General features: G+C 42.0%; 23 protein-coding genes. 4 read left to right on the top strand and 19 right to left on the bottom strand.

Going from position 1 to position 26,157, the window contains the following annotated elements; translation table 11 throughout:
• Positions 1-205 precede the first annotated feature (205 nt).
• Complete coding sequence (locus tag HPC41_RS10095; protein ID WP_172393899.1) at positions 206-715, bottom strand: hypothetical protein; 510 nt, start codon at positions 713-715, stop codon at positions 206-208.
• Between the two features lie 136 nt (positions 716-851).
• On the opposite strand from HPC41_RS10095, the gene HPC41_RS10090 reads away from it, so the two are divergent.
• A complete protein-coding gene (locus HPC41_RS10090; RefSeq protein ID WP_172393898.1) occupies positions 852-1,973 on the top strand; it encodes a glycoside hydrolase family 26 protein in 1,122 nt (373 codons plus the stop codon).
• Positions 1,974-1,982: 9 nt separating this feature from the next.
• Here HPC41_RS10090 and HPC41_RS10085 read toward each other — a convergent pair whose 3' ends face one another.
• From HPC41_RS10085 to HPC41_RS10005, 17 genes are all read right to left on the bottom strand, one after another.
• A complete protein-coding gene (locus HPC41_RS10085) occupies positions 1,983-2,981 on the bottom strand; it encodes a mannose-1-phosphate guanylyltransferase (RefSeq protein WP_172393897.1) in 999 nt (332 codons plus the stop codon).
• A 25-nt stretch (positions 2,982-3,006) separates the two neighbouring features.
• Complete coding sequence (locus HPC41_RS10080) at positions 3,007-3,444, bottom strand: adenylyltransferase/cytidyltransferase family protein (RefSeq protein WP_172393896.1); 438 nt, start codon at positions 3,442-3,444, stop codon at positions 3,007-3,009.
• A 115-nt stretch (positions 3,445-3,559) separates the two neighbouring features.
• Positions 3,560-4,009 (bottom strand): adenylyltransferase/cytidyltransferase family protein, encoded by a 450-nt coding sequence (locus HPC41_RS10075; protein WP_172393895.1) that lies wholly within the window; start codon positions 4,007-4,009, stop codon positions 3,560-3,562.
• Positions 4,010-4,026: 17 nt separating this feature from the next.
• Positions 4,027-5,616 (bottom strand): capsule assembly Wzi family protein, encoded by a 1,590-nt coding sequence (locus HPC41_RS10070; protein ID WP_246250567.1) that lies wholly within the window; start codon positions 5,614-5,616, stop codon positions 4,027-4,029.
• Between the two features lies 1 nt (position 5,617).
• Entirely contained in the window at positions 5,618-6,403 is a 786-nt protein-coding gene (locus HPC41_RS10065) for a WecB/TagA/CpsF family glycosyltransferase (RefSeq protein WP_172393894.1), read from the bottom strand.
• A gap of 9 nt (positions 6,404-6,412) precedes the next feature.
• Positions 6,413-7,483 carry an acyltransferase family protein gene (locus tag HPC41_RS10060; protein ID WP_172393893.1) on the bottom strand — a complete coding sequence of 357 codons (1,071 nt, stop codon included), beginning with the start codon at positions 7,481-7,483 and terminating at the stop codon, positions 6,413-6,415.
• Positions 7,484-7,496: 13 nt separating this feature from the next.
• The gene (locus HPC41_RS10055; protein WP_172393892.1) at positions 7,497-8,381 is read right to left on the bottom strand and encodes a glycosyltransferase family 2 protein; all 885 of its coding nucleotides are present in this window, start codon (positions 8,379-8,381) and stop codon (positions 7,497-7,499) included.
• A gap of 2 nt (positions 8,382-8,383) precedes the next feature.
• The gene (locus HPC41_RS10050) at positions 8,384-9,511 is read right to left on the bottom strand and encodes a polysaccharide pyruvyl transferase family protein (RefSeq protein ID WP_172393891.1); all 1,128 of its coding nucleotides are present in this window, start codon (positions 9,509-9,511) and stop codon (positions 8,384-8,386) included.
• The gene (locus tag HPC41_RS10045) at positions 9,504-10,619 is read right to left on the bottom strand and encodes a glycosyltransferase family 4 protein (protein ID WP_172393890.1); all 1,116 of its coding nucleotides are present in this window, start codon (positions 10,617-10,619) and stop codon (positions 9,504-9,506) included. Before HPC41_RS10045 ends, HPC41_RS10050 begins: the two co-directional genes overlap by 8 nt.
• On the bottom strand, positions 10,606-11,865 hold the full coding sequence (locus HPC41_RS10040) for an O-antigen ligase family protein (RefSeq protein ID WP_172393889.1): 1,260 nt from the start codon (positions 11,863-11,865) through the stop codon (positions 10,606-10,608). Before HPC41_RS10040 ends, HPC41_RS10045 begins: the two co-directional genes overlap by 14 nt.
• Positions 11,843-12,955, bottom strand: a complete 1,113-nt coding sequence (locus HPC41_RS10035; RefSeq protein ID WP_172393888.1) for a polysaccharide pyruvyl transferase family protein — start codon at positions 12,953-12,955, stop codon at positions 11,843-11,845. Before HPC41_RS10035 ends, HPC41_RS10040 begins: the two co-directional genes overlap by 23 nt.
• Positions 12,955-13,941, bottom strand: coding sequence for a nitroreductase family protein (locus HPC41_RS10030; protein ID WP_172393887.1), 987 nt, complete (start codon positions 13,939-13,941; stop codon positions 12,955-12,957). The genes HPC41_RS10035 and HPC41_RS10030 overlap by 1 nt, the downstream gene beginning before the upstream one ends.
• Positions 13,938-15,479 (bottom strand): lipopolysaccharide biosynthesis protein, encoded by a 1,542-nt coding sequence (locus HPC41_RS10025; protein ID WP_172393886.1) that lies wholly within the window; start codon positions 15,477-15,479, stop codon positions 13,938-13,940. Before HPC41_RS10025 ends, HPC41_RS10030 begins: the two co-directional genes overlap by 4 nt.
• An 18-nt stretch (positions 15,480-15,497) precedes the next feature.
• Positions 15,498-17,861 (bottom strand): GumC family protein, encoded by a 2,364-nt coding sequence (locus HPC41_RS10020; protein ID WP_172393885.1) that lies wholly within the window; start codon positions 17,859-17,861, stop codon positions 15,498-15,500.
• Between the two features lie 66 nt (positions 17,862-17,927).
• Entirely contained in the window at positions 17,928-18,737 is an 810-nt protein-coding gene (locus HPC41_RS10015; RefSeq protein WP_172393884.1) for a polysaccharide biosynthesis/export family protein, read from the bottom strand.
• Between the two features lie 34 nt (positions 18,738-18,771).
• On the bottom strand, positions 18,772-19,527 hold the full coding sequence (locus HPC41_RS10010) for a tyrosine-protein phosphatase (RefSeq protein ID WP_172393883.1): 756 nt from the start codon (positions 19,525-19,527) through the stop codon (positions 18,772-18,774).
• Positions 19,528-19,659: 132 nt separating this feature from the next.
• Positions 19,660-21,036: an exopolysaccharide biosynthesis polyprenyl glycosylphosphotransferase gene (locus HPC41_RS10005; RefSeq protein WP_172393882.1), complete on the bottom strand. Its 1,377-nt coding sequence runs from the start codon at positions 21,034-21,036 to the stop codon at positions 19,660-19,662.
• Positions 21,037-22,415: 1,379 nt separating this feature from the next.
• Between HPC41_RS10005 and HPC41_RS10000 the strand changes: the two genes are divergently transcribed.
• Positions 22,416-24,326, top strand: a complete 1,911-nt coding sequence (locus tag HPC41_RS10000; protein WP_172393881.1) for a polysaccharide biosynthesis protein — start codon at positions 22,416-22,418, stop codon at positions 24,324-24,326.
• Between the two features lie 110 nt (positions 24,327-24,436).
• Positions 24,437-24,616 carry a hypothetical protein gene (locus tag HPC41_RS09995; protein ID WP_172393880.1) on the top strand — a complete coding sequence of 60 codons (180 nt, stop codon included), beginning with the start codon at positions 24,437-24,439 and terminating at the stop codon, positions 24,614-24,616.
• 155 nt (positions 24,617-24,771) lie between these two features.
• On the opposite strand, the gene HPC41_RS09990 is transcribed toward HPC41_RS09995, so the two are convergent.
• Positions 24,772-25,584 (bottom strand): rhamnogalacturonan acetylesterase, encoded by an 813-nt coding sequence (locus tag HPC41_RS09990; RefSeq protein WP_172393879.1) that lies wholly within the window; start codon positions 25,582-25,584, stop codon positions 24,772-24,774.
• 308 nt (positions 25,585-25,892) lie between these two features.
• On the opposite strand from HPC41_RS09990, the gene HPC41_RS09985 reads away from it, so the two are divergent.
• Entirely contained in the window at positions 25,893-26,078 is a 186-nt protein-coding gene (locus HPC41_RS09985) for a CsbD family protein (RefSeq protein WP_046675215.1), read from the top strand.
• Positions 26,079-26,157: the final 79 nt, after the last annotated feature.

Below are 26,157 nucleotides of genomic sequence, written 5' to 3'. Positions count from 1 at the left end.
ACGAATGACCAATACGAGGGTGAATGACCGACGACGAAAATAATAGAAAAGGATCCCTCGCTTAATGTTCGGGATCCTTTCTGTTATTTCTACCGCGAAGCGGATTGTTCAGCTCTTCGCACACCGTAACTAACAATTCTCATGATCAGAGCGTAGCTATCCTCCTTAGAAATAGAGAATAGTTGGTTTGTCCTATGCTTAAATTTTACTTGCCATCCATAACGGTAATGGACAGTCCTTTTTTACTGATCAGCCCATTGATGGTGTCTCCAATATAATGGATGGTATATTTGCCGGCTTTGGCTATTGGATATCCCTTTTTAAGATCAAATGTGATCGTCTTACTTCCGCCGGGCGCTATTTTATGATAGGTTTCCGCTGGAGGTGGCATGACACGTCGCGCCATAGGGCCCATATACTTGACTTCTTCTCCCTTACCGTTTTCAACCTGAAGAAATTTGCTGACCATATTTTCAAACGGTGTGTCGTATTGGCAAAAGGATAAGGTATCTGGGTTTGAATTGGTCACTTTAAATTCGATCATAATGGGCTGATCGATCTGATAACGCTGACTTCCGTCTAATGTAACGTAAAGACTTGAATCGGCATGTTTTGTTTCCATCCCAGTAATGTTGTTCTTAAGATGCGCACACTGTATACTCAGTAAAGCAGTAGTGAGCAAAGGAAGAAATTTTAGTAATTGTTTTTTTTGCATAAAATAGTACATTTTGATACTGCTGTTCAAAAAAGATGCCATCATAAACGAAGCAATTATCTGTTTTCTACTAATTGCTTTTATTTTTCGGATTTTTAGCGTAAATTAATATAAATCAATCTTTTATTTGTTCTACATGGATACGTACTCAAGCCAAATTACACACATTACACCTGAACATGCGCATAAAAGTCTTGCCCCATCTAATCCGTATATCACTCATCAGACACGGAATTTGCTCTTTCAGCTTAATAAAATTGGGCAAAGTGAACAGGTGCTATTGGGGCATCAAAGTACCAATACGCTGGGGCGGAAGGGTATTACAAATATTGGAAATTCGGATATTAAAGATGTATGTGGTCAGTTTCCGGGGATGGTTAGTTATGATCTAGGCTGGATGGAACTGAATAATGGTGCTGTATGGCTAGAAGGCCGCGTCGCTCATCTTATCGATGCAATCAAATACTGCCGGAAAATAGGCTTACCCATCTGCTTGTCTTGGCATACGCGCAATCCCATCGATAAGGTGTATGACCAAAAAAATCGAAATGCCAAAGGAAAAATCAAAGATTTGGGAAATACAGTGACTCAGATCCTTACTAACCCAGCCGTAAAGAAGACTTATCTGTCCTGGCTAGCGATGTTGGCTGATTTTTTCGGACAGCTGCAGGACGAGAACGGCAACTTAATTCCTGTTTTATTCCGGCCATTCCACGAATGTAACGGGGGCTGGTTTTGGTGGGGCAAAAAGGCTTGTTCGGCCAAAGAGTATATCGAACTCTACCAACTCACGCATGACTACCTGACGAAAGAGAAAAAGGTAGATCATCTATTATGGGTATACAATACCGATAAGGTTTTTTCGGAAGCTGATTTTATGGAGCGCTACCCGGGTGATACCTATATCGATTTGCTATCGCTAGATTTTTATGATTCCCCGCGCTACAGTACGACTGCTTTTCGGCAGAATCTTGACAAATCAATGGATGTACTTGTCCATTGTTCGAAACAGTTAAAGAAGGGTTGCTTCATTGCTGAAGGTGGTCTGAAAAATTATAGCGATGCCCATTATTTTACGGAAAGATGTGTCCATTATTTTAATAAGGATATAATCGCCTTTATTTTTTGGGCCAATACTGCTAAGAATTATTATGTTACTTATGCAGGTGATCCGCAACAAGGCGATTTTTTAGAAATGCTCAAAACGCATCCGATTTTGTTGGCGGATGAGCTCGGCAAAATGAATATATATCGTTGAGTAGCGCTGTTATTCAATTAATTTGCTCTGGTGTCTTTCTAATATATTATAGATATGTTTCACGTCTTGTGATTTTTCTTTTTGAACCATCAGCAAAGCATCCGCTGTGGAGACGAGTATGGTATCTTTGAGCCCAACGAACGCAGTATATTGCGTTGTTCCAATGGACATGTTGCCAAATTCGTCCACGGGATGACCAACATCAACCAAATAGTCATATAAGGACTCGAAAGAGCCTAAATCTGACCATTCAAACGCGGTCTTTACAACCCTGATTTTTGTGGATCGTTCCATCACGGCGTAATCGATACTGATGGAGGGTATTTCTTTGGAAAGTGCTCCATCAAGCCAGCCTTCAGAACTGGATTTCCATGTTTTTAAGGCGGCGGAATAGACATTGGGAGCATGTAGTTTTAATTCTTCCAATAAGGTATCCGCTCGAAAGCAAAACATCCCGGAGTTCCAAAGGAAATTGCCGCGTTCCAAAAATGATTCTGCTGTATCCTGATTTGGTTTTTCGCGAAAAGAGCGTACCTGATCGTCTTCGTATTCGATATATCCATAGCCGGTCTCTGGCTTGGTGGCCTGAATGCCGAAGGTAACCAGGTAACCTGAGCGTGCTTTGTCGATTCCGGCAGTGATCGCCTCGGCATACGCTTCGTCGCCGATAATTAAATGATCGGAAGGTGTCACTAAAAGGATATCGCTTGGATCAGAGGCTAGGGCCGCAAAGGCAATGGCTGCTGCGGTATTGCGTGGGTAGGCTTCGATAATCTGCTGATGGGCCACCTGCATGCTGTCTAAGGTCTCTTCACTCAACTTATAATTGTCTTTGTTGCCAACGACCAATAGGCTATCGGTCAGGAATTGATTGCGTTTGATGGTCATTCCAAAAAGGGAACCTTCTTTAAACAGATTTAAATATTGTTTAGGCTGATTTTTGCGCGATAATGGCCATAGGCGGCTGCCAACGCCACCACTTAGGATGACATGTTTGATCTTATTCATAATTTATCGTTAAAAATGTAGGATGTTAAATCATTGCTTTACTGTTTTTAAAGGATTCTTTTTCGGCTACGACCTGCCGTAGACCATGGCTGGAAAAGCGATGGGTACGTTTGTTGTAGTAGATATTGATGTCTTTCTGAATACAAAGTTGTCTTCCTGTAAAATCACAATCGCGGTATTCTTCCCCAATGATACGGACCTGGATAGGTAAGGCCAGGAGCATATCAATCAAATCCTGCTCTGTCTCGTAGGGAATAATTTCGTCCACATATCGGCAGCCTTCTAACTGGATATAGCGTTCAACAATGGTCTGACTCGGCTTATTTTTTGTTGGATTGATCTCGCCCGGATCGGTATTGAGACCGACAATGAGGTAGTCACAGTGGACTTTAGCTTCTTCTAACATCATAATGTGTCCAGCATGTAGGAGATCGAAAACTCCAAAGGTTATTCCAATTTTCATCTAATTATCTTTTTTTAATGGCTGATGAGAGCTCGCAAGCTCGGTTTCATGTTTTGATCTATTATGGTCTAAAGGTGATTAGTTCCTTATTGTTGGCGGGTATGACCAATGCACTCTATGCACTGGCTTCGTTGTCTTGGATGGTCGGACTAGCCCACTCTTTCTCGGCCACTAAACGCCTTAATGAGGAGCTTGAAAAGCGATGGTCGCGGCTGTTATAATAGAGGATAATACCCTTCTCTTCGCAATAGGGCCGACCTGTAAAATTTTTCTCCCGATATTCATCACCTAAAATCCGGACATCAATGTTAAAGGAACGCAAGACGTCTTCGAGATCTTGCTCGGTGGCATAGGGAACAATCTGGTCAACATATTTGCAGCCTTTAAGCTGAATATAACGTTCGACGATAGACTGCGTAGGTTTGTTTTTTTCTGGTCTATCTAAAGTCGGGTCGGTCTGTAGGCCACAGATTAAATAATCACAGTGTTTTTTTGCATCTTCCAGCATTTTGATATGACCTGCATGCAGAAGGTCAAAGGCAGAGAATGTAATTCCAATTTTCATTTCTTTTGATTTTATAGTTAAAAATATCGGTTTACATGTAGTAATAGACCTGACCCACTATAGAACAACTTGCCCTGATCGGTCGCGAAGGTGGCGCCGATGCGGGTTTTGTGCAAGAATTCTCGTTCGGCGCGGAGCAGGAAGGAAAATTGATTGACGGGTGTAAAGGAATCTTTATAGGGGGTATGAAAATGAGACCCCGTTGATTTTCCGAATTCACTGGTGGCAAATGTCCCATAGTGCCTTGCAAAGGTTAGCTTACTCAGTATATACCACTGATAGATGCTGAACCTTGACCCGAAGTGTCCGGCAACCACCCTATTACTAATAAAGAAATCTTTGGGATAATGGGCCTGGCCAGGCCTCACGGATTGTGCTGTGGCAATTAGTGGGCTGCCCATTCCTAGCCCCTTATAGGACCAGCCCTCCAGATATTCTGAATTGTTATAATAGTCTTCATCGCCAGACTGGGTAGGCTTAGACCAGGGATAACCCGCCTGATCTTTGGAATAAAAAAACTCGAATAATAGGCTCTGCCAATCAAAGGCTTTACCTGATTTGTGGTGAAATGCCTTATTGCTGAGCGTAATGCCGTTGAGACCATCTTTTATATTGGCCAGTTTGGAGAGGGCACCTACATCATAAAAATTTTGCCGATAGACCAAGAGATTTATATTCCCAAAATCATAGGAGACTCCAAGGTCTATCGATCCTTGGTGATTTCCCATTTTTGAGCGGAGTACGGGACTGCCTTTGCCTCCAAAGGCCTTCCCGAGGGAAACATAGGTCAGGGTTTGAAATAAATTGAGGTCAAAGGCTTCGCCATAACGTTTCTTTTCGCCTCCAAATTGGGCCTGATGGTTAAATCCGCCTATCAAATTCAATTTCCAGCTGGGTTTACCAAAACGGAGATAAAATGATTTTTGAAGGAGATAGGTTTCCAGTTCATAATCCTTAGTGGGTACTAGAAATGCACTGGGATTCATCTCCGATTTGCCCATATATCCTAGGGCAAAATTACCTTTAAATGCGAATATTCCGCCAAACCAAGGAAGACGATAATAATCTGGGATACTGATCTCCGCCTTCGGAACACCGAGTGCATTACCCGAAACAGCGAAATTTCCGGAGCTGAGCAGGCTGTCGCCGTTTAATCCCATGAGTTCCTTACTACGACCTAGACGGAATTCGGCCGCATGATATTTGAGCTTGACATGGGCTTCAATCAGATCGCCATTGACTTTTTTGCCCAAATTGGCCCTTCCTTCCAGGGCATAACCCCAATCAAAGGAACGTGGACGCTGCCCCGGCTTTGGGTTAGCATAATTTTTAAAGACGCGTCCAATAACACTTGAAGAGGCCCCTTCAAGTGGGATGGATCCGTACTGGTTGGCACGCATCCATAAGGGTACGCCCTGATCATTGATATATCCGGCATTGACTTCCAGAAAAAAATGGGTATTGCCAGTACTATCCTGCTGGGCGTGGATGTGTAATCCCGGATAGCTAATCTGCAGGAGGATTAACAGTAAGGCATACAGCCAGATCCATCTTGTCGATTGTGCAAAGTATCGCCTGAATTGTATAACATAGTCTTTTCGCATCATATTAGGGTTTAGGTGAATCAACGAGTTCGCTTGCAGGTGCTGCAAAAGGATTGCGGTACCTTCGAAGCTTTTCTTTTAGGATTAAATAAAAGAAGGGCATATCGTCGAGGATGTACCGTTTCCATAAGCGTCTTGGTTCTTTCACAAGACGGTATAGCCATTCTAATCCTAGGCGCTGAATCCAAAGTGGCGCTCTTTTTAGTGTGCCCGCTTCAAAATCTATCGTGGCACCCAGGGCCATAAATAGTTTGATGCCTGGAAGTTGGCTTTTGTATTTATATATCCATTTTTCTTGTTTAGGGGCGCCAACGCCAACCACCAGGACGCTCGCTCCGGATTGATTGATCAGCGCAATGATTTCTTGACATTCTGCTTCATTTTTTTCAAAACCAAAACTGGGAGAATGTGCTCCTACCACCATATGACGGCCTGCCTTTTGGTTGATATTAGCTGCGGCCTTATGGGCTATCCCTGGTGCGGCCCCCAGTAGGAATAGGCTAATGTCTTCATGCTCTTTGTGATAATGATAATACATGGGAAACAAGGTGGATCCTGGAATGACTTGTTGCACAGACCTTCCTAATAGGCGTAAGCCTAGTTGTACAATATTGCTGTCGCAAATGATCCATTCGGCCTGATTATAAATCTGATAGAATTCATGGTCCTTCTGTAGTTTCATTAAATGGTCTACATTAGGGGTAATCAGAACGCCACTATCCATTTGTGCCAAGAGTTGTGGAAGCTGAATATCGAGCATCTTTATATTGAAGATAGGTTGTGTTTTCATATGCATTGCTTAAACGTTGGAACCAAATTTTTTGCGGAGTTTTACAAATGGCATTTCTACTTTATAGTAAGAAAAGAGGGAAAATACAAGTGTGAATATCGTTACAGACAATTGCCATTGCAGCCCGTATTTTGCAAAGTACAAGGTCGATAGGGGAATGGCTAGCCAATGAAATAAATAGATGGAATAGCTCAACTTGCCAATATAGACCAGAATAGGGTTGGCAAAAAGACTAGCATAGATCTTATGCTGTGTCGCGTAGACAATATGGACAATCAAGGGGGCCAAGCATATTCCTTGAATCGTATACCTTAGGGTTTCTCTGAACGCGTCATCACGCCATAGGAAGGTAAGTAGGAGTCCTATAAGGGAAATAAAAAAAATAAGATTACTTCTCAGTATACTATAAATCCGCTCTTTGTGCTTGCTCATATACAGTAAATAAGCCAGTAGGGATCCATATAGAATGGAATCTATACGGGTGTGGGTCAATGAATAATTGTATTTTTCATAGATCGCTGGATCTTTTAATTGGATGACATAATAGAAACGGAATAGTAAAGGGATAATCAATAAGAATGTACAGAGTAGGATATGGGCCGCGCTATGCTTGTAGGTCCAGAAAAGCATGAGGGGATAAAAGAGGTAATAATGCTCTTCAATGGATAGCGACCATAAAATTTTAAATGTGCTCCAAAGGGGATGTTCTTGCTGATAGTTGATAAAATAAACATAAAAGTAATTTTCAAAATAGAATAGGGCTGCTCCAAGCTGCGCAGTAATGAGTGGCACCCGGTGAATCAATAGTATGATAACTGCTGCGAGGGTAAAGAATAATAGGGCCGGGTAGAGCCGGAATGCTCTCCGGATATAAAAATTGACAAAATTGATGGTATGGGTTGTCTGAATTTCATGAAGAAGAAGTTTGGCAATGAGAAATCCGCTGATGAAAAAGAAGACCGTGACCCCAAATCCCCCTGGAATTAAGTGCCCCAATCCGATATGGGATAAATATACAATGAGAATGGATATTCCTCTAATCCCGTCAAGTTGTTTTATATTTTTATTGTCTAATAACATGGTATAAATTCGCTTATTTAATTCTTCTGTTTTCTCGATCGACCAAAACCTGTTTGTATTTAAATATTTTTTCTAAACCGATGAGGATATTGCTTCTATGTGCGAGTAACTGCTTGGCAACGTAGGCTTTTAGCCCGAACTTATGGGCATTGGATACGAAGTACAAAACAGAGTATTGATAACCGGACAAGTGGTAGCTTCTTAGTAAATCATTGACCCGGATGGTCTCATCAAAGCGGGATTTGAAATAGTCTGGATTTACGGTATTGACAATGCTACCTTCTCGGACGGTTACGGTATAGAGGATTTCTTCTTTGACGGTGAAGGAGCTGCATAGGACACCGCATAGGCAAGAAAACCACATGTCATTTCCTGCGATGACCTCAGCAAATCGGATCCGATGTTGTTCTATAAAACTGCGCCGATAGACTTTGCCCCAGGGTACTGAATATTTGTAGCGTACATCCATCTTGCCCCGCTGTTGAAAATTGGTGACCAGCTCATTGAAAAAATGATGCCGATGGCTTGTTTGATAGCTTTGTGAATCGACAGAATTTACTTTGTAACATATTAAATCTTTATTATAGGCTGGAATACGGTCGAGCTCATGGGCAAGTGCATGGGTAAAGTAGTCATCTGAATCTGCAAAGAGAACATAGGTGCCTCGTGCCATCTCCAGGCCGATATTACGGCTGGCTCCGGCACCTTTCCCGATGCTATTAAGGTGTAACTTAAAGTTGTAGGACTTTTGCAGTTCCTGCAATTTTTCCTTTTCGCTTGCTTGGCTGGCGTCATCAACAACGATGATTTCCAGATCTTCGCGCTTGGGTATTGACTTCAATAGCCTGTGCAGCAAGTCAGCCGAATTTTTGTGGGGAATGATGATGGAGTAGGTCATAGCTAGGTAATAAAAATATCGTTAATCGTTTGATTGGATAGGGTGCTATACTGTTGTTCGGCACGCTCAAGTTGCTCGAAATGCGCTTGGCGTTGAACAAGGATGGCGCTGAGCTGGCGCGTAATATCTTGTGCTTCTTGCTGCGTATCGAGTAGTAGTGACTGTAAGCCTGCGTCAATGAATATCCCTTTAATCTTGACATGTTTATTGATATCGGTTACTATGATGGGTAGGCAACCGTATTTTGCGGCCAAGAGCGCAACATGTAAGCGATTGGTGAGCACTGCTGCTGCAGATTGATAATAATGTGCATTTGCGAGCCCTAATTGCTGCTCATGGAAGTGGATCGTTGCATCGGTTTGGATTGCTGCATAGAGTTGCTGGCTAAAGGCTGCATCCGAGGCGACTTGATAGACGATTTCAAACTGGTATTGATCGGCATTTTGACGTACAAGGGCTTGAATGAGTTGGAGCAGATCCTGTTGATAGCCAGCAGCGCTGCCTTGATGGACTGCGCTCCGGAAAGAGAGTAGGATCTTTGGCCGGCTGTCCAGGCCGGTATCATGGGCTGGAGGTGGAGCAGTTTGTGGTTGGAATGTCCAGCATAGATCAGGAAAAATCTTGGCTTGTGATATGCCCAATCTTTGGGCATATTGGAGCGATAGACTATCCCGGACATAATAATGGCATACAAAAAGAGCCCTAAAGCGTTCGCCAATGTTGCCAAGGGGGCTTAACGGACCTAGTGAAAAGCCGATCTTAATAATCCGTACGCCTATGAGATAGAGCAGCATGTAAAATAATCCTGATAGTATATATTTTAATCCGGTAACATTTGATGTCGTTGACTGATCTCCTGGGGGAGAGGCAAGAAAATAGACCTGTTGTTGGGGCGTGAAAATTGCTTGTACAGCACATTTTAGCAACTGGAGATGGAATCCTAACGGTCGGGAGCTTGATTTTTCAGTTTCTTGCAAGGCTAAAATCTCGGTATAATAATCAGGCATGCCTTTGTCGCTCACAACGACGCGACTGAATTGCCGAAAGAATTCGAGTAGGCTTTTATTGATCAGTTGGTCGCCAATATTATGGTATTGTGTATATCCTTTATAAAACAAAATGTTAGGCATGGTTAATTAGGCTTTGGTAAAATGTGTAATATTGCTTTTCGATTTTCAGGATATTAAAATTCTCGGCATAGTCCCTGCGTTTTTGCTGTAGCGATGGATCATTTAGGGCTGAGTTATTGAGGTGTAGGCATAGCAATTCACTGAGATGATCTTCATCTTTGGCAATGTATGTTGGTTCTATTTGCTCAATCAGTTCGGTCAAACCGCCACCATCTTGCATGACCAGGACAGGCTTACCCAAATGGAGGCACTCGATGGCCACCAGACCGAATGGTTCGGAAACGGATGGGAAGACACAAACGTCCATAGCCTGTTGATAGGCTCGCACATTTTTTTGATAACCGGTAAAATAGATGCGATCGGTTAAATTTAGCGCTTCAACCAACCGCTCTAGCTTTTCTCTTTCTGGGCCATCGCCAACTAAAAGTAGGATGGCTTCTGGGTAATCTGTACTTATTTTGGCAAAGCTCTGGATGAGTAGGTCTACACGCTTCCAGCTGATAAACCTGCTGCTTGTCCCGATGATATATTTGCCCTTGCATGCGGGAAATTGCTCAAATGCCAAGCTGCTTTCAGTTGTTTGGATAAAATGTACACCATTGTAAATAACCGTATTGAAGGTTGTTTGCAGCCCCTTGTCCACCCAATATTGTTTGGAGTATGTGGAGTTGTTGACGATACCTTTGCAGTGATTGTTCATCTGCCACACTTGTAATCCTGCTTTCATTTTATGGTAATAGCTTTGCTTTCTCCGGATCGCGCCGGCAGTATGTACAGTGAAGATGACAGGTATACCTGACTGTGCCAATGTACGCAAGAGGAGTGGCTTGAAAATATGAAGCTGCGCAATATCGTAGTCCTTGACAATGGTGTGAATGTTTTGATAGCGGGATAAGCGCAGATCAAAGGGTTTAAGGACTTGAAAGTATATTTTAACATCGAGATCCAGCATTCTTCTGTTGGCGACCTTATCTTTGGCCTGGCAGCATAAAATGGCTACTTCGATGCTTGGGTTTTGTAATTGTGCCTGAATCAGGTAATACAGGTAACTTTCTATACCCCCAAAGAGAAAATCGTGAACGACATGTATTATCTTAAGTTTTTGCATGGCTAATGGACTTTTGCTGAAGTTGATAATGATATAATAAGTTGCCTTTGCTTAATATGTATAGTGCCAAACAGAGCGTGGGGATGGTGCCCAGTAGGGTAGACCCTGCTATATTTCCGATAAACAGAAAATAAATGTAATATTTAAGGTAGCTGTATTGCGGCGCGACTTTTAACCGCATGACTTTAAAGAGCAAGACAGCGAAAAATAGCAGCCCCAAAACACCGAAATAGAGAAAGATGGAGGCATAACCTACGTCGGCAGGTATCAGCCCCTGACTACGGCCGTTTTTATCGACAAAATCTCCATAGCGTGACTTGCCCAGGGAAAACATGCCATTGCCAAAAATATCATTTAAAGGGCTCCGGGAGACATCGTTAAAATAAAATTTGTAGGCCGCAAGCCGGACATTGTCATCCCCGTCCTGTTGGGATTCCAGCTCTTTGTTGGTGCGTTCTTGTAGCCCCTGAAAGATATTGGCAGCAAGGATGGGTAGTATAAATACCAGGCTCCCCAGGACAATAATGGCACCAAGTTTTTTGGCGAAACTCGACCCTTTCAGGTAAAATAATAATCCGAGCAATAAGCTAATCACAATGGTCTGACGGCCTAATTGAAGCACGATGGTGATAAAAAAGATCAGGATCAGTATGAGCCATTTGTTCTTATTGCGCTGCATCTTATACTTATTTATGGCAAGGAAAAAGGCCAGATACAAAGGGCCGCCACCGATGAGTGTCAAGCGGATTCTCGACAGGCCTCGTTCGGTGTCAATTTCCTTGCCTATTTCACCATAACCCAAAAATAAACGTGTTGGTGCTACAGCTAGTGCGATGTAAAAGCAGACGATAAAGAGGGCTGTAAACCACCATAATAATTTCTCCGCCTCCTTCGTTTTAAGATTTCGCTGAAGCAAATAAAAATAGAGCAGGAAGGAAAAATAGGGCAGACAGGAGAGTAGTGTATCGATAATACTCTGCCCCCAGGTCATCATACAGACCAGCGAGGAGAGGAAGATGATCCCAATAAATAAACGAATGGGAGTTGAAAATACATCTTTGTAGCGACTGTTGAAAAATCCAGATGCTACTGCTCCCATCAGATATAGGAGAACAGGGTAAAAAAATAGTTTCCAGATATCGTCTGTAAACCCTAATGGCCGGAATAAACGGACATAAAGTAAACTGAACAATAGCACGAATGCGCCTGTGGAGCTAAGTTTGTTATGCCTGCTGAAGATCTCCATCGTACTGAAAGGTCAAGAAGTTGTCAGCGAAAGCGCGCTCCATTTCCAGTGCTGCCATGGGCACGCTATAATCTATAGTCCACTGGGTTACTTGGGGGAGGTCCTGAATACTGTTTATAACTCTATTTTCGAGGCGCAGTTTTTTTACAAGATTGAGGACACGGTGGGGATTGGACGGCTTGTAGACACTATAAAAGTCTTTTTGAAAGTTAATGGCGAAGGCTGTCCCATGAAATGAATTGGAGACAACAAAACGGCATTGGTCGAGTACATCCAAAAATTCGGCGGGTCCGAGGTCTGCAAAGGTATACTGGATGGGTAGCTTGGTTTTTACCTTGAAAAGGGAAACAATCGGTAAGGATAATTCTTGTGCGATACGGTGGGCAATTGCAATGGTTTTGCTATCGTTATCAAAGGTGTAGAGCAAAATAAATTCTTTTGGTAGACCGCTCACTGGCTGGCGGATGCTTAACCAGTCGCTCTTGCTAAGTAAAAGGGTTGGATCGAGTACGACTTGTACATCCTGTTTAATGGGGCTAAGCTGCTGCCGTAAATATTCTTCCCGTACAGCGACAGCTTGGTAGCTGTCGAGATACTGTTTCAGTTGCTGGAGCTCCAAAGCATTAAAGTCACGGGCGCCCGCACTCGATGCGTAAGCAAATTTGCGGGGTGAATGATTGGTATCCAAGAGGTAAACAGGATCCAGCTGGCCGCCGGTAAACTGGGGGTTCCAGAGCTGATCACTGCCGCTCACTAAAATGTCGAAGCTGGATGAAACTGCACGAAATTCGCCGATATGATGTACTGGCGATGTGAGCGGAATATAGTGCTGTAAAAAAGCATTAAACTTTTTTTCCTTTTTATAATTACGCCTGAGCAAATAATAGCTTATAAAATGTTTGACATTTTGTACGGACGTTTTTTCCGTATCCCACAATTGATGACTATATTTCTTGGTCAGTGCCTCCTGTTGATAATCAATACAATAGCAGTTAGCGTATTTCTGATTCAAAAATTGACATAAGGCATAGGCTTGCAACATGCCGCCATAGTTATATACATTGTGAAAAGTAACAATTCCGATTTTCATTAGGCAAAAAATTTAGTGATTTGATCGACTTCTAACCGTGGTGAAGAGGCAATTTCTAGCGTGTCTGGTAAATAACCCGCCGAAATTACTAAACCAATCCGCTCATTATCGGGTATATGAAGGAGTTTGCGTAAACGCGTATCCCGTTTATGGTCTACGCTCCAATTAAGCGGGCAGGCTCCAATCTCATGGTGATGAAGTGCGTTGAGCAATGACATGGCAAACATGCCTGTATTTATGTAGGATTCGTTTCGGTCATTTGGCCCTTGAAAATAGGATATATTGGCCGTTAAAATAAATAGCGTGCTGGCTAAATGTCCAAAGCCCCGGTTGCCATATTGAAGTTTAAGTACTTCTTCTTTTACTTCGGGCGAAGTGATTACATAAATTCGATTGAGCTGCCGATTGCAGGATGTTGGTGATTTCATGGCGAGACTAATGCATTTTTTTAAGATTTCTGCGGGAATGGGCCTGCTGGAATAATTGCGGCATGAATACCGCGACGATGAGAATAGATCAAAAGGATGATCCTTGTATTTGAAATATTCTTCCCGTGTAAATCGTAGTTGGTGAACCTGAGGGGCTTGTATAATTGAATTGGAGAATTCCTGATACTGCTGGGTAATCTCTTCGGGCAAAGTATAAGCTTGTTCCTGATGAAAGTAAAAATATTCTGCCAATACGTTCTTGCTATGCTGATACTCTAGACACTTGGTATCATAACCTTCCTTCTTAAATTTTTGTAAGAGTTCAATAAGATCCTTGATGACAGGTAGGCCAAACCCAAGCCTAGTCTCGGGCATGGTTAAGCCTTTCTCGATCACATGGTATAGGATAGTCAGACGACCTTTATAAGCATCCTCGTTAGAAAATAGCTGTTTTACATTTGAATAGTTGTAAAATCTGACCAGATCATAGTAATAGATGCGGAAAACACGCATGTAAACTAATGCGTTCTTACCTAATATAGCTTTTAAACGATTCATACACTAAGACTTATATTTTTTTTCTTTATCTTTTTAATAGCCGCATTCACCATCGTCCGCTCCGATGCATTGATGCCCAACAGGTAGATGCTGAGGGACATGACGATGGTATTGAGCAGGACAGTCAGAAACAGACGGAGGATGGAGAAATTAAGACAGTATTGAAGTAGAATCATGGTACATACGGCAACAGTCGATACCAATATAACCTTGATAATGACCTCACTGAAAAAACGATTGATTCCTATTCTGGTGACTTTATGGCAGATGATTAAACGCAATGTCAGCGATACAACTTCCATGCTGCTCATGGCCAAAAGTACCTGAAATACAGTACAACCAAACTGCAGCAAAATATAGGTTATGGGGACAATCAGAATAATGGTGCTGCCCACAACAGATTGATACAGCTTGATGTTTCCGCTCGCCTGCACAGCGGATTTTAATCCCGTTGATAGCTGGTTGATGACTGCATTGATCAGGATAACTGTACAGAAAAGCGCGGTTGTTGGTGGTATTTTGGGAAGCCAGAGGTGAAGGACGCCATTCATCTCGGCAATGAGGGGAATGACAACAAACAGCAGCAATAGGGTGGAACTTTTGGACGACAGCAAAGAGAGCTTGGTCATCCGTGCCCGGTCTCCAATGCCCTCACTTTTCATGATCTGTGGATTTAGGGCTTTGGAAATGATCACAGAGAAGGACTGAAGCTGGGAATTCATTTGCTGTGAAATCGCATAGGTACCATTTATATTGACGCCCAAAAAGCGGTTTAGCACGACCGCAATGCCTTGGCTTGAGGCGACATAACAGATCGATCCAAATAGATTCCAGGTGGCATAGGATAGCATTTCACGAAAGAGATATCCTTCTCTTAACCATTTCATCTGTATGCTGGATTCCTGGTATTTTATTCGGCACCATAGTGATTTTGCAATACGGATCACAATGGTGGTAAACACGATGCCGGCACTGTAAGCAATTAATTTATGCGCGCTGAAAAAGGTGATATAATAGGCTGCCACTAGCTTGAGCATCGTCTCTACGATGCCAATGATGGCGTCAAATCGCATGTCTTCTTTGGCATTGATCAGTGAATCATATGGGACAGCATTGACCGTAAAAAAGGTGCTGATGACCATCATATGGTAGCAACAGGTCGCTTCAAACTGCTTGTCGGCCGGAATTTTAAGAAAACCACCCAAGAGCCAAATGCTAAGTACTTCAAGGACGAAGACAATGATAAGGCTGATCATAAAGTGGATGCTCACACTCGAATTGAATATTTTCGTTAACGTATGGCTATCATTTTTACCGAGATGATACGAAAGGTAGCGCTGGGTGGTGATGGTCATGGCACCATTGATAAAAGCAAGCATCAGGATAACGCCTGCGATCAGGTTGTAAATACCAAAATCGGCAATACCCAGTGCACTGATTAGGATCCGGGTACTGTATAATGTGACAAAGGCCGAGAAGATAAGCTTGCCATATAGAAAACTTGTGTTCAATAATATTCGTTTAGCGGGGTTATTCATGGCGTGATTGCTTTATTTTTATTTCTTGTTCCAAAATTTCCACCAGGGCTGTTTCTCTTCTTGCCCATAATCGCCATAACCGTAGCCGTAGCCATAACCATAATTTCGCTGATAGCTACCTTTGGCCTGAACATCATTGACCACAAACTGGATGGGTTTGATTTTTCCTTTCTTTTCCAGGTCGTTCGGAATAAATAGCTGCTCCTTGAAGGTGAAGTCTTGGCGGATGATATAAAGACAGACGTCGGCATAGCGATTTAATAGTTGTGCGTCAGTAACCAACCCCACTGGCGGAGCATCGATGAGAATGTAATCATAACGGTCTTTGAGGTTGTTTATCAGATCTGCTGTTCGTTGAAGTACCAACAATTCGGCAGGATTAGGCGGAATGATTCCGGCCTGAATAAGGTCCACAAGCTCATGTTTGCGCGATGGGGTGATGATTTCATCTATTTCCATTTCCGGACGGACAACATAGTGCGAAAATCCAGCCCCTGCTTCAATAGATAATTTGGAAGTTAAGGTGGGTTTCCGAAGGTCGAGCTCCATCAATACCACGCGTTTATTTAGTAAGGCTAGTGTGACGGCTAGGTTCAAGGCAATGTACGACTTCCCTTCGCCGGACATGGAGGAGGTAAATAGGATGGTTTTGCCGCCCTGCAAGACAAACTCCAGATTGGTCCGCAAGGCCCTAAACTGTTCGGCTATAGGTGATCTTGAAGTCTTGGTGATCACAACCTGCTCATGGCTTTGGTTGTGTGCAATCGCTCCCAGGACGGGCAGATTGCTCCGGCTCGTAATATCTTCTATCGAACGTATACGTACATTAAGCAGATCTTTGAGGTAAACAATTCCTAAAGGCGTGATCAGGCCTGCCAATAAACCCAATACGTAGATAAGCTTTTTTTTCGGGGCGATGGGAAATTCATCTGCCTTGGGTGAATCAATTACTTTGGCATTGGCGACGTTGGCTGTTCGGCTGATAGCTGTTTCTTCCCATTTTTGTTGTAGAAATATATATTGCTCCTGTTTGATCTGCTGCATCCGCGTAAGATCGATAAATCCGCGCTCGATGGTAGGTACTTCTGAAAGTTGATTTGTCAGCAGGTCGCTTCTTTGCTGTTGTTTACTCCGCGATAGATCCAGTTGTTGCCTTGTATTTTGAATATTGGCGATCATATCCGCACGCAGGCCCTGCAATTGTTTGTCAATATTTTGAATAATCGGGTTATTGACTGTATTGCCTAATAGTAATCTTTCACGTTGTAAAACCAGCTCATTGAAGCGCGGGATCAGCGTGTTGAAGGATATATCTTGCGGGATAATAGATGCCGGGACTACCCGTGGATTGCTGCTGTCCTTAAGATACTTGCTTATATCATCTAGTATGGCAAGTTGCGTTTCAGCTTCGGCGAGGGATTTGCTGTACTCCGAAGAGGTATGCAAGAGGATCTTGCTCTGCTCGGAGATATCAGACAGGCGGGCATTCTTCTTATAACCGGATATTTTGTTTTCTACCCCTGCAAGTTCTTTTGTGACAAATTTAAGGCGTGCGTTGATGAAAGAAAGGGTCGAATCAGCAACGGCATTTTTATCATGCAAATTTCGTTCGATGTACTTTTGAATCAAAGTCCGCAAGATCTGTTCGCCGCGCTGGGCAATGCCGTGATTTAGCGTTAGGTCTATAGTTGACACATTTTTATTGGTAACTTCAATGTTGAGCGATTCCGCTAGGCTTCCGACCGCTTTTCTGATGGGGATAACAGAAAAGCCAAAGGTCATTCCTTCAACAGTAGGATATTCTTTTTTGTGCAGGATCACGGTGCCTACGCCGGGTAGGCGAAAGTCCTTATCATAGGTGGTGCGAAAGCTCGTGTCTGCATTGGACAATTCGACGGTTTTGCTGTCAATTAAAAGAGCCTTAAGGCTGATGCCGTCACGAATAGAGTCCGGATTTGAAAGCAGTTGGAGTTCAATGGGTGCCAACATGACTGGAGCATTATGTACCTGTCCGGCGTTGAAATAGGTGATATAGGTTTTTTCGGCAAGTACCGCTTCCCGAAAGAGGTCAGCCGTTTTTAACACCTCTACTTCATTGTCGACAGAATTTTTTGCGCCCATAAGGCTTGAGAGATCCAGCAAGGCTGAGGGTTCCACCATTCCGCCCTTTTTGTCGTCCGATACAAGCAATTTGGCCTTAATGGTGTAGGTCGGGTTAGTATACCGAAGGTAGAGATAAGCGAGGCTTAAACCGACGAGCGCACATAAGGCAAACCAATACCAGTTGCTATAGAGTCGCCGAATAAATTGGATCAAATCACGATTGTCCGATTTGGTATCTTCAAAAGTTAATTCGTCTTCCCAGTCGTTTATTTTCTTCATATAAAAGATAGTTAGAGCGTGTAAGTTTAGTAGTTGAATGAAAATACAATGATGGATTTGGATACATCAATGTATACGGGTGAATACGACGACTAATAAAGATAAAAATGAGCCTACGAGTGCAAAAGTTTGCGTCCGTGAAGCATTATTCATTGCCGCTTTGCCTTTTCCAGGCTCTACATAGATTACGTCGTTTTGTTTCAGATAGAAATATGGAGAACTAAAGAGCTTGCTGTCGTTAAGATTGAGTCGGACGAGCTCTTTTTGGCCATCGTGATCCCGCGCCAGAAGCACGTTGTCCCTACGGCCATAAATGGTCATATCCCCTGCTAGTCCCATCGCGTCAAGAATGGTGACTTTCTCATTGGGTAAACTATAGGTCGCTGGTCTGGTGACCTCCCCCAGGATGGTGACTTTGAAATTGGCGAAGCGCACAAGCACATTCGGATCATTATAATATTTTTTTGCCAGATTGGTGATCTTTTCTCTGGCCTGAAAGGTGGTTAAACCCTTGACGTAAATATCGCCCAACAGGGTAATATTGATATAACCGTTTTTGTCAACCAGATAACCCGATATCAGTTGATTACCCACGTTGCTAGCTGAACTGGCACCTACAGCCTGTACAGGCGTGGACTGATTGGAAATGGCCGCCGAGGTAGGGTCTGAGGTCTGGATGGTAATATTTAATATATCATCCTGTTGGATGGTAGGATCCGTAAAGGCTGTTGACGTACGCAATAAGCGGGTTGAATCGGCCGGAAGATCGTTAAAGTAAACCGTTTTTTTTACTGAACAGGACTGTAGTGAAAAAAAGGTAAGTAGGAGATATAATAAATACTGGGCCTTGTGTAAATGGATTTTAGGAATACTCATGTTAATCGTGTTGTATGTGTTGTAGAATTGTAGTTTATTGTTGTAGAACAGCGTGCACCTGTCCGCCTAATTCTTGGTTTTTTAGCCTGCAATTTTTAAATAAGATGCTGATATTATGAGTTGTATAGTACTGTTCCATTACCTTGGTATGTTTGCTATGGTGCACATCGGTACCAACGAAATCGATTAGTCCTGCATCAATCAGGTGTTGGGCTGCTGTTTTCTCCCGGGAGCCATAGTACCCGGAGAGAGAGAGCAGGTTAAGCTGCAGGTAGCATCCGCGATCACGCAATCTTCTGATGTTTTCTATGGAGCCATGGTAATAGATATAGCGTTCGGGATGTGCCAATATGGGCTTATAGCCCAAGGTCAGAAGCTTAAAAATATCCGCTTCGATGGTTCGGCTTTCGTGGATGTAGGACATTTCTATCAAGATGAAATTTCCGGGGAGTGTCAGCAAATCCTGCTCTTTCGCGTTAGATATGAGGGAATGAAAGTGGCTGTCAACCATATATTCCGCTGCGTATCCCCCATTTACGGCACACTGTTGCTGTAGGATTTGATAGGCAGTTGCGATAGATTTGGGTGTATTGGGATGTACTTCCTGATACACATGGGGCGTAAAGTAGAATGTGGTTAGGCCTAGCTGCATAAGTGAATCCATTAAGGCAACGCTTTGGGCAATGGACGTGCTACCATCGTCTATCCCCGGGAGTATATGTGAATGAATATCAACCCCAAGCCATTCTAAATTGTATTTCGACGTATTACGTTTAAAAAAATGCCACATGTGTTTTTTGTTTTTGATTACTCCGTGAGCTGAGGATTGTAGAAATACCCGGCCGGAGCGACCGGCCGGAATATCTCCCTACAATCACAAGTCAACACTTGAGTTCTTTGATATTTTATTTGTATATTGATTTTAAAATGCATTTTCTTCTCCTTTAATCATATTGATCGCTGTCATACAGACAATCTTAAAATCCAACATGGCAGACCAGTTGCTTAGGTAGTCCAGGTCGTATTCAACTCTCTTTGCCATAAGCTGTGGGTCTTTTGTTTCGCCTCGATATCCGTTAACCTGAGCCCAGCCCGTAATACCGGGTTTGACAAAATGACGTACCATATAATGCTGAATTAGTTTGCTATAGTGTTCGGTATGTGAAAGCATATGTGGTCTTGGTCCGACGACACTCATCTGTCCCAGAAAGACGTTGATAAATTGTGGAAATTCGTCAAGATTGGTCTTTCTGAGAAAGCGTCCAATTGGCGTGATGCGGTTGTCATCTTTTGAAGCCTGTTTGGCATGGGAATCTTTATTCTGAACCATACTCCTGAATTTGAAGCAATCGAAAGATTTATTGTTGCGGCCAGAGCGGGGCTGTCTGAAAAAGATGGGGCCTGGGCTTTGTATTTTAATAATAATGCCAACTAAGGGAATCATCCAACTTAAAATAAACAGCATGACGAAGGATGAAATCAAAAGGTCAACGAAACGCTTTTTTAACCTGTTTTCCATGGATGACATGGGCTCTTCATGCGATTTTAGTACCGGAAGCTGCATGGTCAAAGCTTCTTGACGACCGTTCCCATACGCAATGTTGGCGGTAATCGTGGGAACAAAATTGAGCTGTACGCATTGGTGATCTGCGGCTAGGATTAGTTCTTGACTGCAGTCTGTAATATCATTTGAACCAATGAGAAATACATCGTGAATACCCGCTTTGGAAACTTCTTCAAAGTAGCGCTTAAAGATGTCAATCTTTTCTTCTTTACTGAGGTCTTTTTCGTCCGATTCAAAGGGAATTGTGTCTACTGTGTAGAAAGCATTTTGCCTTGAGAAAGCGGCTGCAATGTTGTCTAAATTTTCATAATGGCCGATCAAAGCTACTTTTTTATTCCACTTAAATCGTTTTGGCAATTTAACATAAATGTAGGTGAGCAAAAATCGGGAAATCAAACAATACAGAAAAACGATGATCGTAAGGGAAATCAGAAAGGAACCGATGCCCGTAAATGGGTGTGCTAAAAGTGCGTAGCCTGAGAAGACGATCATCAAAGCTATTGCAGTTTTCAGGGTGGCTCTGTAGATGCGCTCAATGTGCTCGATCGTTGCATCATTATACAGATGGTGGATGAGCGATAGTGCCAATGCGGCCAGATTGAACATGGCCCAGAATGAATAGTAGTTACTTGAAATGACCTCCGCTGTGTCAATGAATCCATTAGCTGTGCTCCATGAATTTACAAGTAAAAAAGACAAATTTAAGCAAATGGCGTCTGTTATTATCAGTAACATTTTAATACAAGTTAACGCACGGTTTTGAACATATTTTAGCATAACACTGAATGATTAGTCAAATTCAATGGATGATAAGGTTGTTTTGAAAACCATCACGATAACTATATTAAATAGTGTATTTAATGTTATATAAGAATGTAAATTTTCCTTATATAACATTTAAATGAACTAATGTTTTAAATATCTTAATTTTTTAAAAAAAATAAGATTCGTTTTCGTGATTTTAATTTTCTTAGTTAGCCATATTATCCAAAATAAATTTTAGCCTGCCGCTTTGATTTAATAGCGACAGGTGATTTGCGGTTTCCCGCGTACTCAGTGTTGTTTGTAGATTGTAGATCTAAGTTTGATCATTTCTGTACAAATCACAGGCCAATTATAGGTGTATTTGTTTTTTTAAATAGTTAATTATAAAAAAATAATGTTTTTTGATTGGTTTATAACGCTTTAATTATTTATAAGATATCAAATTTTGATTTTTTATTTAATTTTATTGGTAATATTGTATTGAAAACAGGTCATTTATTTGAAACTTGTACAAAAAAATAGATATTTATGCATTATTTAGTATTTAATTTTTAAAATTAACTAAAAAATATGTGGTATAATTGTTTTAATGTTGTTTTTTTTGTTGATATTATCACTTAATAAGTGAATAATATATTTATTATGTATTAATATTTTGTTATTTATTTGTTTGAATGTATTTTTTATCAAATTTTTATGGATTCTTTTATAATAAAAATGGTTTGTTTTATATTTTTTTATTTTTTTTGTTGTTTTTTTTGGAAATCTATGTGTTTTTTAGTTTTTCTTGCCAATATTATAGCTAAGAAGGTTACCCATTGGGCTTATGTGCTTATTTAACTGCTGGACTGTCTTTATTTTTGGACAGCGGTCTGGTTAAGTTTTCAATTTCAGCATTGTGCCGCATAATAAATAGATTCAATTGCCTACAATAGCCAAGAGCTCGGCTGTAATTTCTTATTTCTACCGCTAATCGGATTGCTCCTCTCGTCATTTATCAAAAAAACTATACTTTAGTTTCGACTGATGTACTGATCGGTGAATATACCTCAGGTCAGTTGCATGTTTCGGTAGTCTCTTCGTGTAAATAAACATAGCAAACTTTTTTATCCTTTATTTATCTTTTAGTTTAGTAATTTCGCACTCGATTACTTATTTTGAGAATACGCGGCGAATACTGCTATCATCACAAAAACCTGCTGGCTTAAAAATGTTTTTTTGAAATTTGACCGATAAGACGATTTTAGGTACGATAAATGTAAGGATTGTCTTTAAAATATTTAATTACTGAAAGGGATACTTTTTTATCGTATTTCGCGATTAAAGTATATAATATCTTATATAGTTAGATGAGTAATTTGTGGAAAGAGGGCTTGTCCATTAACAAGCCGCGTTGGATCATTCTACTGTTGGACATGGCGGTGGTGGCCACTGCTTTTTTGGTCAGCTATGTGCTTATATTCAAGCATAGAGGAGCCGTAGAGCTAGACAATATGGGTAGACAATTGCTACTTGTGTCGTTGATCTATTTGATTTGGTTCTGTATCTCTGGTTCATATAAGGGAGTCATTCATAAAACCGGGATCCGCGAATTGCAACGTATTGTCTTGACGGTTGTGTTGGCATACTTTTCCGTTGAACTCATTTCTAAAACCATAGAATGGCTGTTTCCTTCCTATGGGGATATGCTTCCTTTCTCGGATACACAGCTTTTATTTCATGCATTGATAGCTGGTTTTGGCATGACCGTTAGTCGTGTGCTTTACCGTGCGCTGTATCATGCATTGATGTGGGGCAATAAAGATAACCGTATTCCGGTGATTCTTTTTGGCGCCGGCAATATGGGTAATACCACCTTTCATTTTATCCATACCACCTCGCGCAACAAATACCGGATCGTAGCCATTATGGATGATAATCCCCATCGCATCGGGAACCGTATTCAAGGGTTTAAAATTCACGATATTAATGCTTTAAATAAGGGTTTTGTACAGCGGCACGGGAATGCGTCCGAAATTGTCATTGCGGTGGATGACCGTAACCCGGAACGCTTAGATCAAGTTTTTAAACTCGCCGAACCGATTCCCTTAATTGTAAAAATTATACCGGATACCGCCCGGCTATTGGCCGGGGAGGTGGCGACGAGACAGATCAGGAGCCTGCGTATCGAGGATTTGTTGGGCCGTAAAGCGATTGACCTGGACAATCCTACTATTGCCTCTGAGATGAAAGGCCAGATTGTGCTTGTCACTGGTGGTGCCGGCTCGATCGGTGGTGAACTGGTCCGCCAGCTCGCTCATACGGATCTAAAGCAGCTTATTGTGCTGGACCAGGCGGAATCGGCTTTGTATGATATTCAGCAGGAGCTCAGCGGCTCCCATCATTTTTCGCGTTGTGCCTTTATTGTAGGAAATGTTAGGGATGAGTCTTTTATGGATACTTTATTCCAGTTTTATCGTCCTACTTATGTATTTCACGCAGCAGCCTATAAGCATGTGCCCTTGATGGAGGCTAATCCTTATGAGTCTATTTTAACAAATGTATGGGGATCCTATAATGTAGCGCGACTTGCTGACAAATATGGGGTGTCCAAATTTGTGATGGTCTCTACTGATAAGGCGGTGAATCCCACAAATGTCATGGGCGCTACCAAGCGTGTTGCTGAAATTGCAATCTCAACTGTCAATATGCACTCCAGGACTAATTTTATTGTGACCCGCTTTGGTAATGTATTGGGTTCCAATGGTTCGGTCATTCCATTGTTTGAAAAGCAGATGCTCAAGGGCGGGCCTTTGACAATCACTGATCCAAATATAACCCGCTATTTTATGACGATACCCGAAGCCTGTCAATTGGTACAGGAGGCTGCGGTAATGGGAAAAGGCGGTGAAATATTTGTTTTTGATATGGGGGAGCCTGTGAAGATTATGGAACTGGCTAAGAAGATGATCAGACTCAAGGGGTATCATTATCCCGAAGATATCGATATTAAAATCGTTGGCCTCCGGCCCGGAGAAAAAATCTACGAGGAGCTTTTGGCTAATGGGGAGAATACGGAGAAAACCTATCATGAAAAGATCATGATAGCGAAGGTGAATACACCGGATTTAGCCTTCCAAAAAGCGCGTGTAGAACGTTTATGCGAATTTGTAAAAAATGCAAATTCCAATGAGGACAAAATGAATTTGGTCAGATTGGTCAAGGAAATCGTTCCTGAATACAGGTCTCAAAATTCTCTTTTTGAAACATTGGATAAATAAAAATTGACGCTGTAGGGCTTTCCTGGCGTTTTGTTTTGATGGACGCTAGAAAGTATTGCACACTAAAATAGAAAATCGTAAATTAGAGCACACTAATACTATTGCCCCGAATGGATAATAATAATCCGCAAGACTTATCAACAGAATCTGACGATCGTTTATTGAATACATATTCAGCCGGAGACCCTGATCATCCTGATTGGTATATCTATGAATATGAAAACCACCGCAAGGTACTCGTAGAAGTAGACCCCATATCGGGCAAGATGCACTTTCTTAGGCAGCTCTGATTATTGCCCCGCACTTCGGAGACAGATCATACAATTATCTTTCGTCAGTTTCCTTGCAAGATAAGAATGCATAAAAAACTCCCCAATCACCGAGCGATGAAGGGGAGTCACTTTAATTAACCTAACTATGAAAACACTTAATTCGAATTTCGTATCTATTGCAGTTTTTCTTTTAATGCGTTGAAAACAAGGGCTGCCACGGCGGTACCGCCAGCTGCCTGAAAATGGGTATTGTCCTTTTGCCCTTCGGGGTAAGCCTTGTACTTTCCGGAAGGAATATTCATAAAGTAATTTTGAGTCACGTATGCTTGACCTTTGCTGGTAAACAGGTTCATGGAAAGCGCATTCAGGTCGATGCAGCGTACATTTTGCTCTTTCGCGATTGCTAGCACTGCGGCGGGATAATCGCCATGGACGTTAGCTAATTTGCCTTCTTTCCATGGATAATTGCGTGCCACCGGTGTCAATAGGATAGGTATAGCGCCTTTCTGCCTGGTTTGAAGGATGAACAAACGCAAAAACTCCTTATAGCCTTCGATAGGTACATAGCGTTCGGTATGGGATACTGAGCCATCATTATGTCCAAACTGCATCATCACAATGTCACCCTTGTTTAGTCTATCATATACCTCACGCCATCTTCCTTCCTGAAAAAAAGTACGGGTGCTTCGGCCGCCCTTCGCCCGGTCGTCAATCCGGACTACATCGGTTTTGCCAATCAGATGGCGTAGCTGCGGCAAGCTGTCCGGTGCAAAAAATGCTTGGAACATCTGGCCCCATCCGACCAGGGGAAAACGTTTTTCCATATATCCCTCTTCAAGCGAATAGTCAGCGACAGTGGAGTCTCCGATCAGGTAGATTACCACCTCTTTCTTGTTGTTAAGAAAAGATGAAAATAACAGCAGGCAGGCTAATATAGAAGCTTTGATGGCTATCGGTACTTTGTTGATTGCTGCAGTGGTGCTCATGGATTTATAATTTGGTTACACAAGGATAACAAACTTGGCTGTCACTTCCAAGCTAGTTCTATGCAATCGTTGCCGGTCATAAAAAGGCATGGTCCCTGCCTTTCCCACTGACACCAAAGATGGGGATGCTATAAAAACGAACGTCGTCCGATAGGATAATAAAGGGATGGCTGGAATATTCCTGCACGCGATGAAGATTGCCTGAGTACATTCATTGTAAAATAGGATTTAACATTATAATAACATAATTTCTTAAACGATTCGGGCTGTAGGCTGTTCTATTTATAAAAAAACGAAAGGAAAATATTATGAGTGAATTAACATGGAAAGGCCGTTGGAACGAAATCAAGGGTAAAGTAAAACAACAATATGCAGATCTTACAGATGATGATTTACTGTATGCAGAAGGCAAAGAAGACGAATTGGTCGGTAAACTTCAGAAGAAGACCGGAAAAACACAAGATGAAGTGAATAGCTGGTTGAACGGTTTGTAGAGATAAGTGTTTTTTTGTGATAAGCAAAGCGGATAGCATTCATGTTGTCCGCTTTTTTTCGTTAACGTAGGGGGGGGGG

It is taken from the genome of Sphingobacterium prati (assembly GCF_013167215.1).
Taxonomy (GTDB): domain Bacteria; phylum Bacteroidota; class Bacteroidia; order Sphingobacteriales; family Sphingobacteriaceae; genus Sphingobacterium; species Sphingobacterium prati.
The sequence above is the reverse complement of the archived record's forward strand: the minus strand, read 5'-3'. Positions and strand labels throughout refer to the sequence as shown.

Coding starts and splice junctions, on each gene's coding strand:
- HPC41_RS10095 (WP_172393899.1), bottom strand. CDS start 715: ATGCAAAAAAAACAATTACTAAAATTTCTTCCTTTGCTCACTACTGCT.
- HPC41_RS10090 (WP_172393898.1), top strand. CDS start 852: ATGGATACGTACTCAAGCCAAATTACACACATTACACCTGAACATGCG.
- HPC41_RS10085 (WP_172393897.1), bottom strand. CDS start 2,981: ATGAATAAGATCAAACATGTCATCCTAAGTGGTGGCGTTGGCAGCCGC.
- HPC41_RS10080 (WP_172393896.1), bottom strand. CDS start 3,444: ATGAAAATTGGAATAACCTTTGGAGTTTTCGATCTCCTACATGCTGGA.
- HPC41_RS10075 (WP_172393895.1), bottom strand. CDS start 4,009: ATGAAAATTGGAATTACATTCTCTGCCTTTGACCTTCTGCATGCAGGT.
- HPC41_RS10070 (WP_246250567.1), bottom strand. CDS start 5,616: ATGATGCGAAAAGACTATGTTATACAATTCAGGCGATACTTTGCACAA.
- HPC41_RS10065 (WP_172393894.1), bottom strand. CDS start 6,403: ATGAAAACACAACCTATCTTCAATATAAAGATGCTCGATATTCAGCTT.
- HPC41_RS10060 (WP_172393893.1), bottom strand. CDS start 7,483: ATGTTATTAGACAATAAAAATATAAAACAACTTGACGGGATTAGAGGA.
- HPC41_RS10055 (WP_172393892.1), bottom strand. CDS start 8,381: ATGACCTACTCCATCATCATTCCCCACAAAAATTCGGCTGACTTGCTG.
- HPC41_RS10050 (WP_172393891.1), bottom strand. CDS start 9,511: ATGCCTAACATTTTGTTTTATAAAGGATATACACAATACCATAATATT.
- HPC41_RS10045 (WP_172393890.1), bottom strand. CDS start 10,619: ATGCAAAAACTTAAGATAATACATGTCGTTCACGATTTTCTCTTTGGG.
- HPC41_RS10040 (WP_172393889.1), bottom strand. CDS start 11,865: ATGGAGATCTTCAGCAGGCATAACAAACTTAGCTCCACAGGCGCATTC.
- HPC41_RS10035 (WP_172393888.1), bottom strand. CDS start 12,955: ATGAAAATCGGAATTGTTACTTTTCACAATGTATATAACTATGGCGGC.
- HPC41_RS10030 (WP_172393887.1), bottom strand. CDS start 13,941: ATGAATCGTTTAAAAGCTATATTAGGTAAGAACGCATTAGTTTACATG.
- HPC41_RS10025 (WP_172393886.1), bottom strand. CDS start 15,479: ATGAATAACCCCGCTAAACGAATATTATTGAACACAAGTTTTCTATAT.
- HPC41_RS10020 (WP_172393885.1), bottom strand. CDS start 17,861: ATGAAGAAAATAAACGACTGGGAAGACGAATTAACTTTTGAAGATACC.
- HPC41_RS10015 (WP_172393884.1), bottom strand. CDS start 18,737: ATGAGTATTCCTAAAATCCATTTACACAAGGCCCAGTATTTATTATAT.
- HPC41_RS10010 (WP_172393883.1), bottom strand. CDS start 19,527: ATGTGGCATTTTTTTAAACGTAATACGTCGAAATACAATTTAGAATGG.
- HPC41_RS10005 (WP_172393882.1), bottom strand. CDS start 21,036: ATGTTACTGATAATAACAGACGCCATTTGCTTAAATTTGTCTTTTTTA.
- HPC41_RS10000 (WP_172393881.1), top strand. CDS start 22,416: ATGAGTAATTTGTGGAAAGAGGGCTTGTCCATTAACAAGCCGCGTTGG.
- HPC41_RS09995 (WP_172393880.1), top strand. CDS start 24,437: ATGGATAATAATAATCCGCAAGACTTATCAACAGAATCTGACGATCGT.
- HPC41_RS09990 (WP_172393879.1), bottom strand. CDS start 25,584: ATGAGCACCACTGCAGCAATCAACAAAGTACCGATAGCCATCAAAGCT.
- HPC41_RS09985 (WP_046675215.1), top strand. CDS start 25,893: ATGAGTGAATTAACATGGAAAGGCCGTTGGAACGAAATCAAGGGTAAA.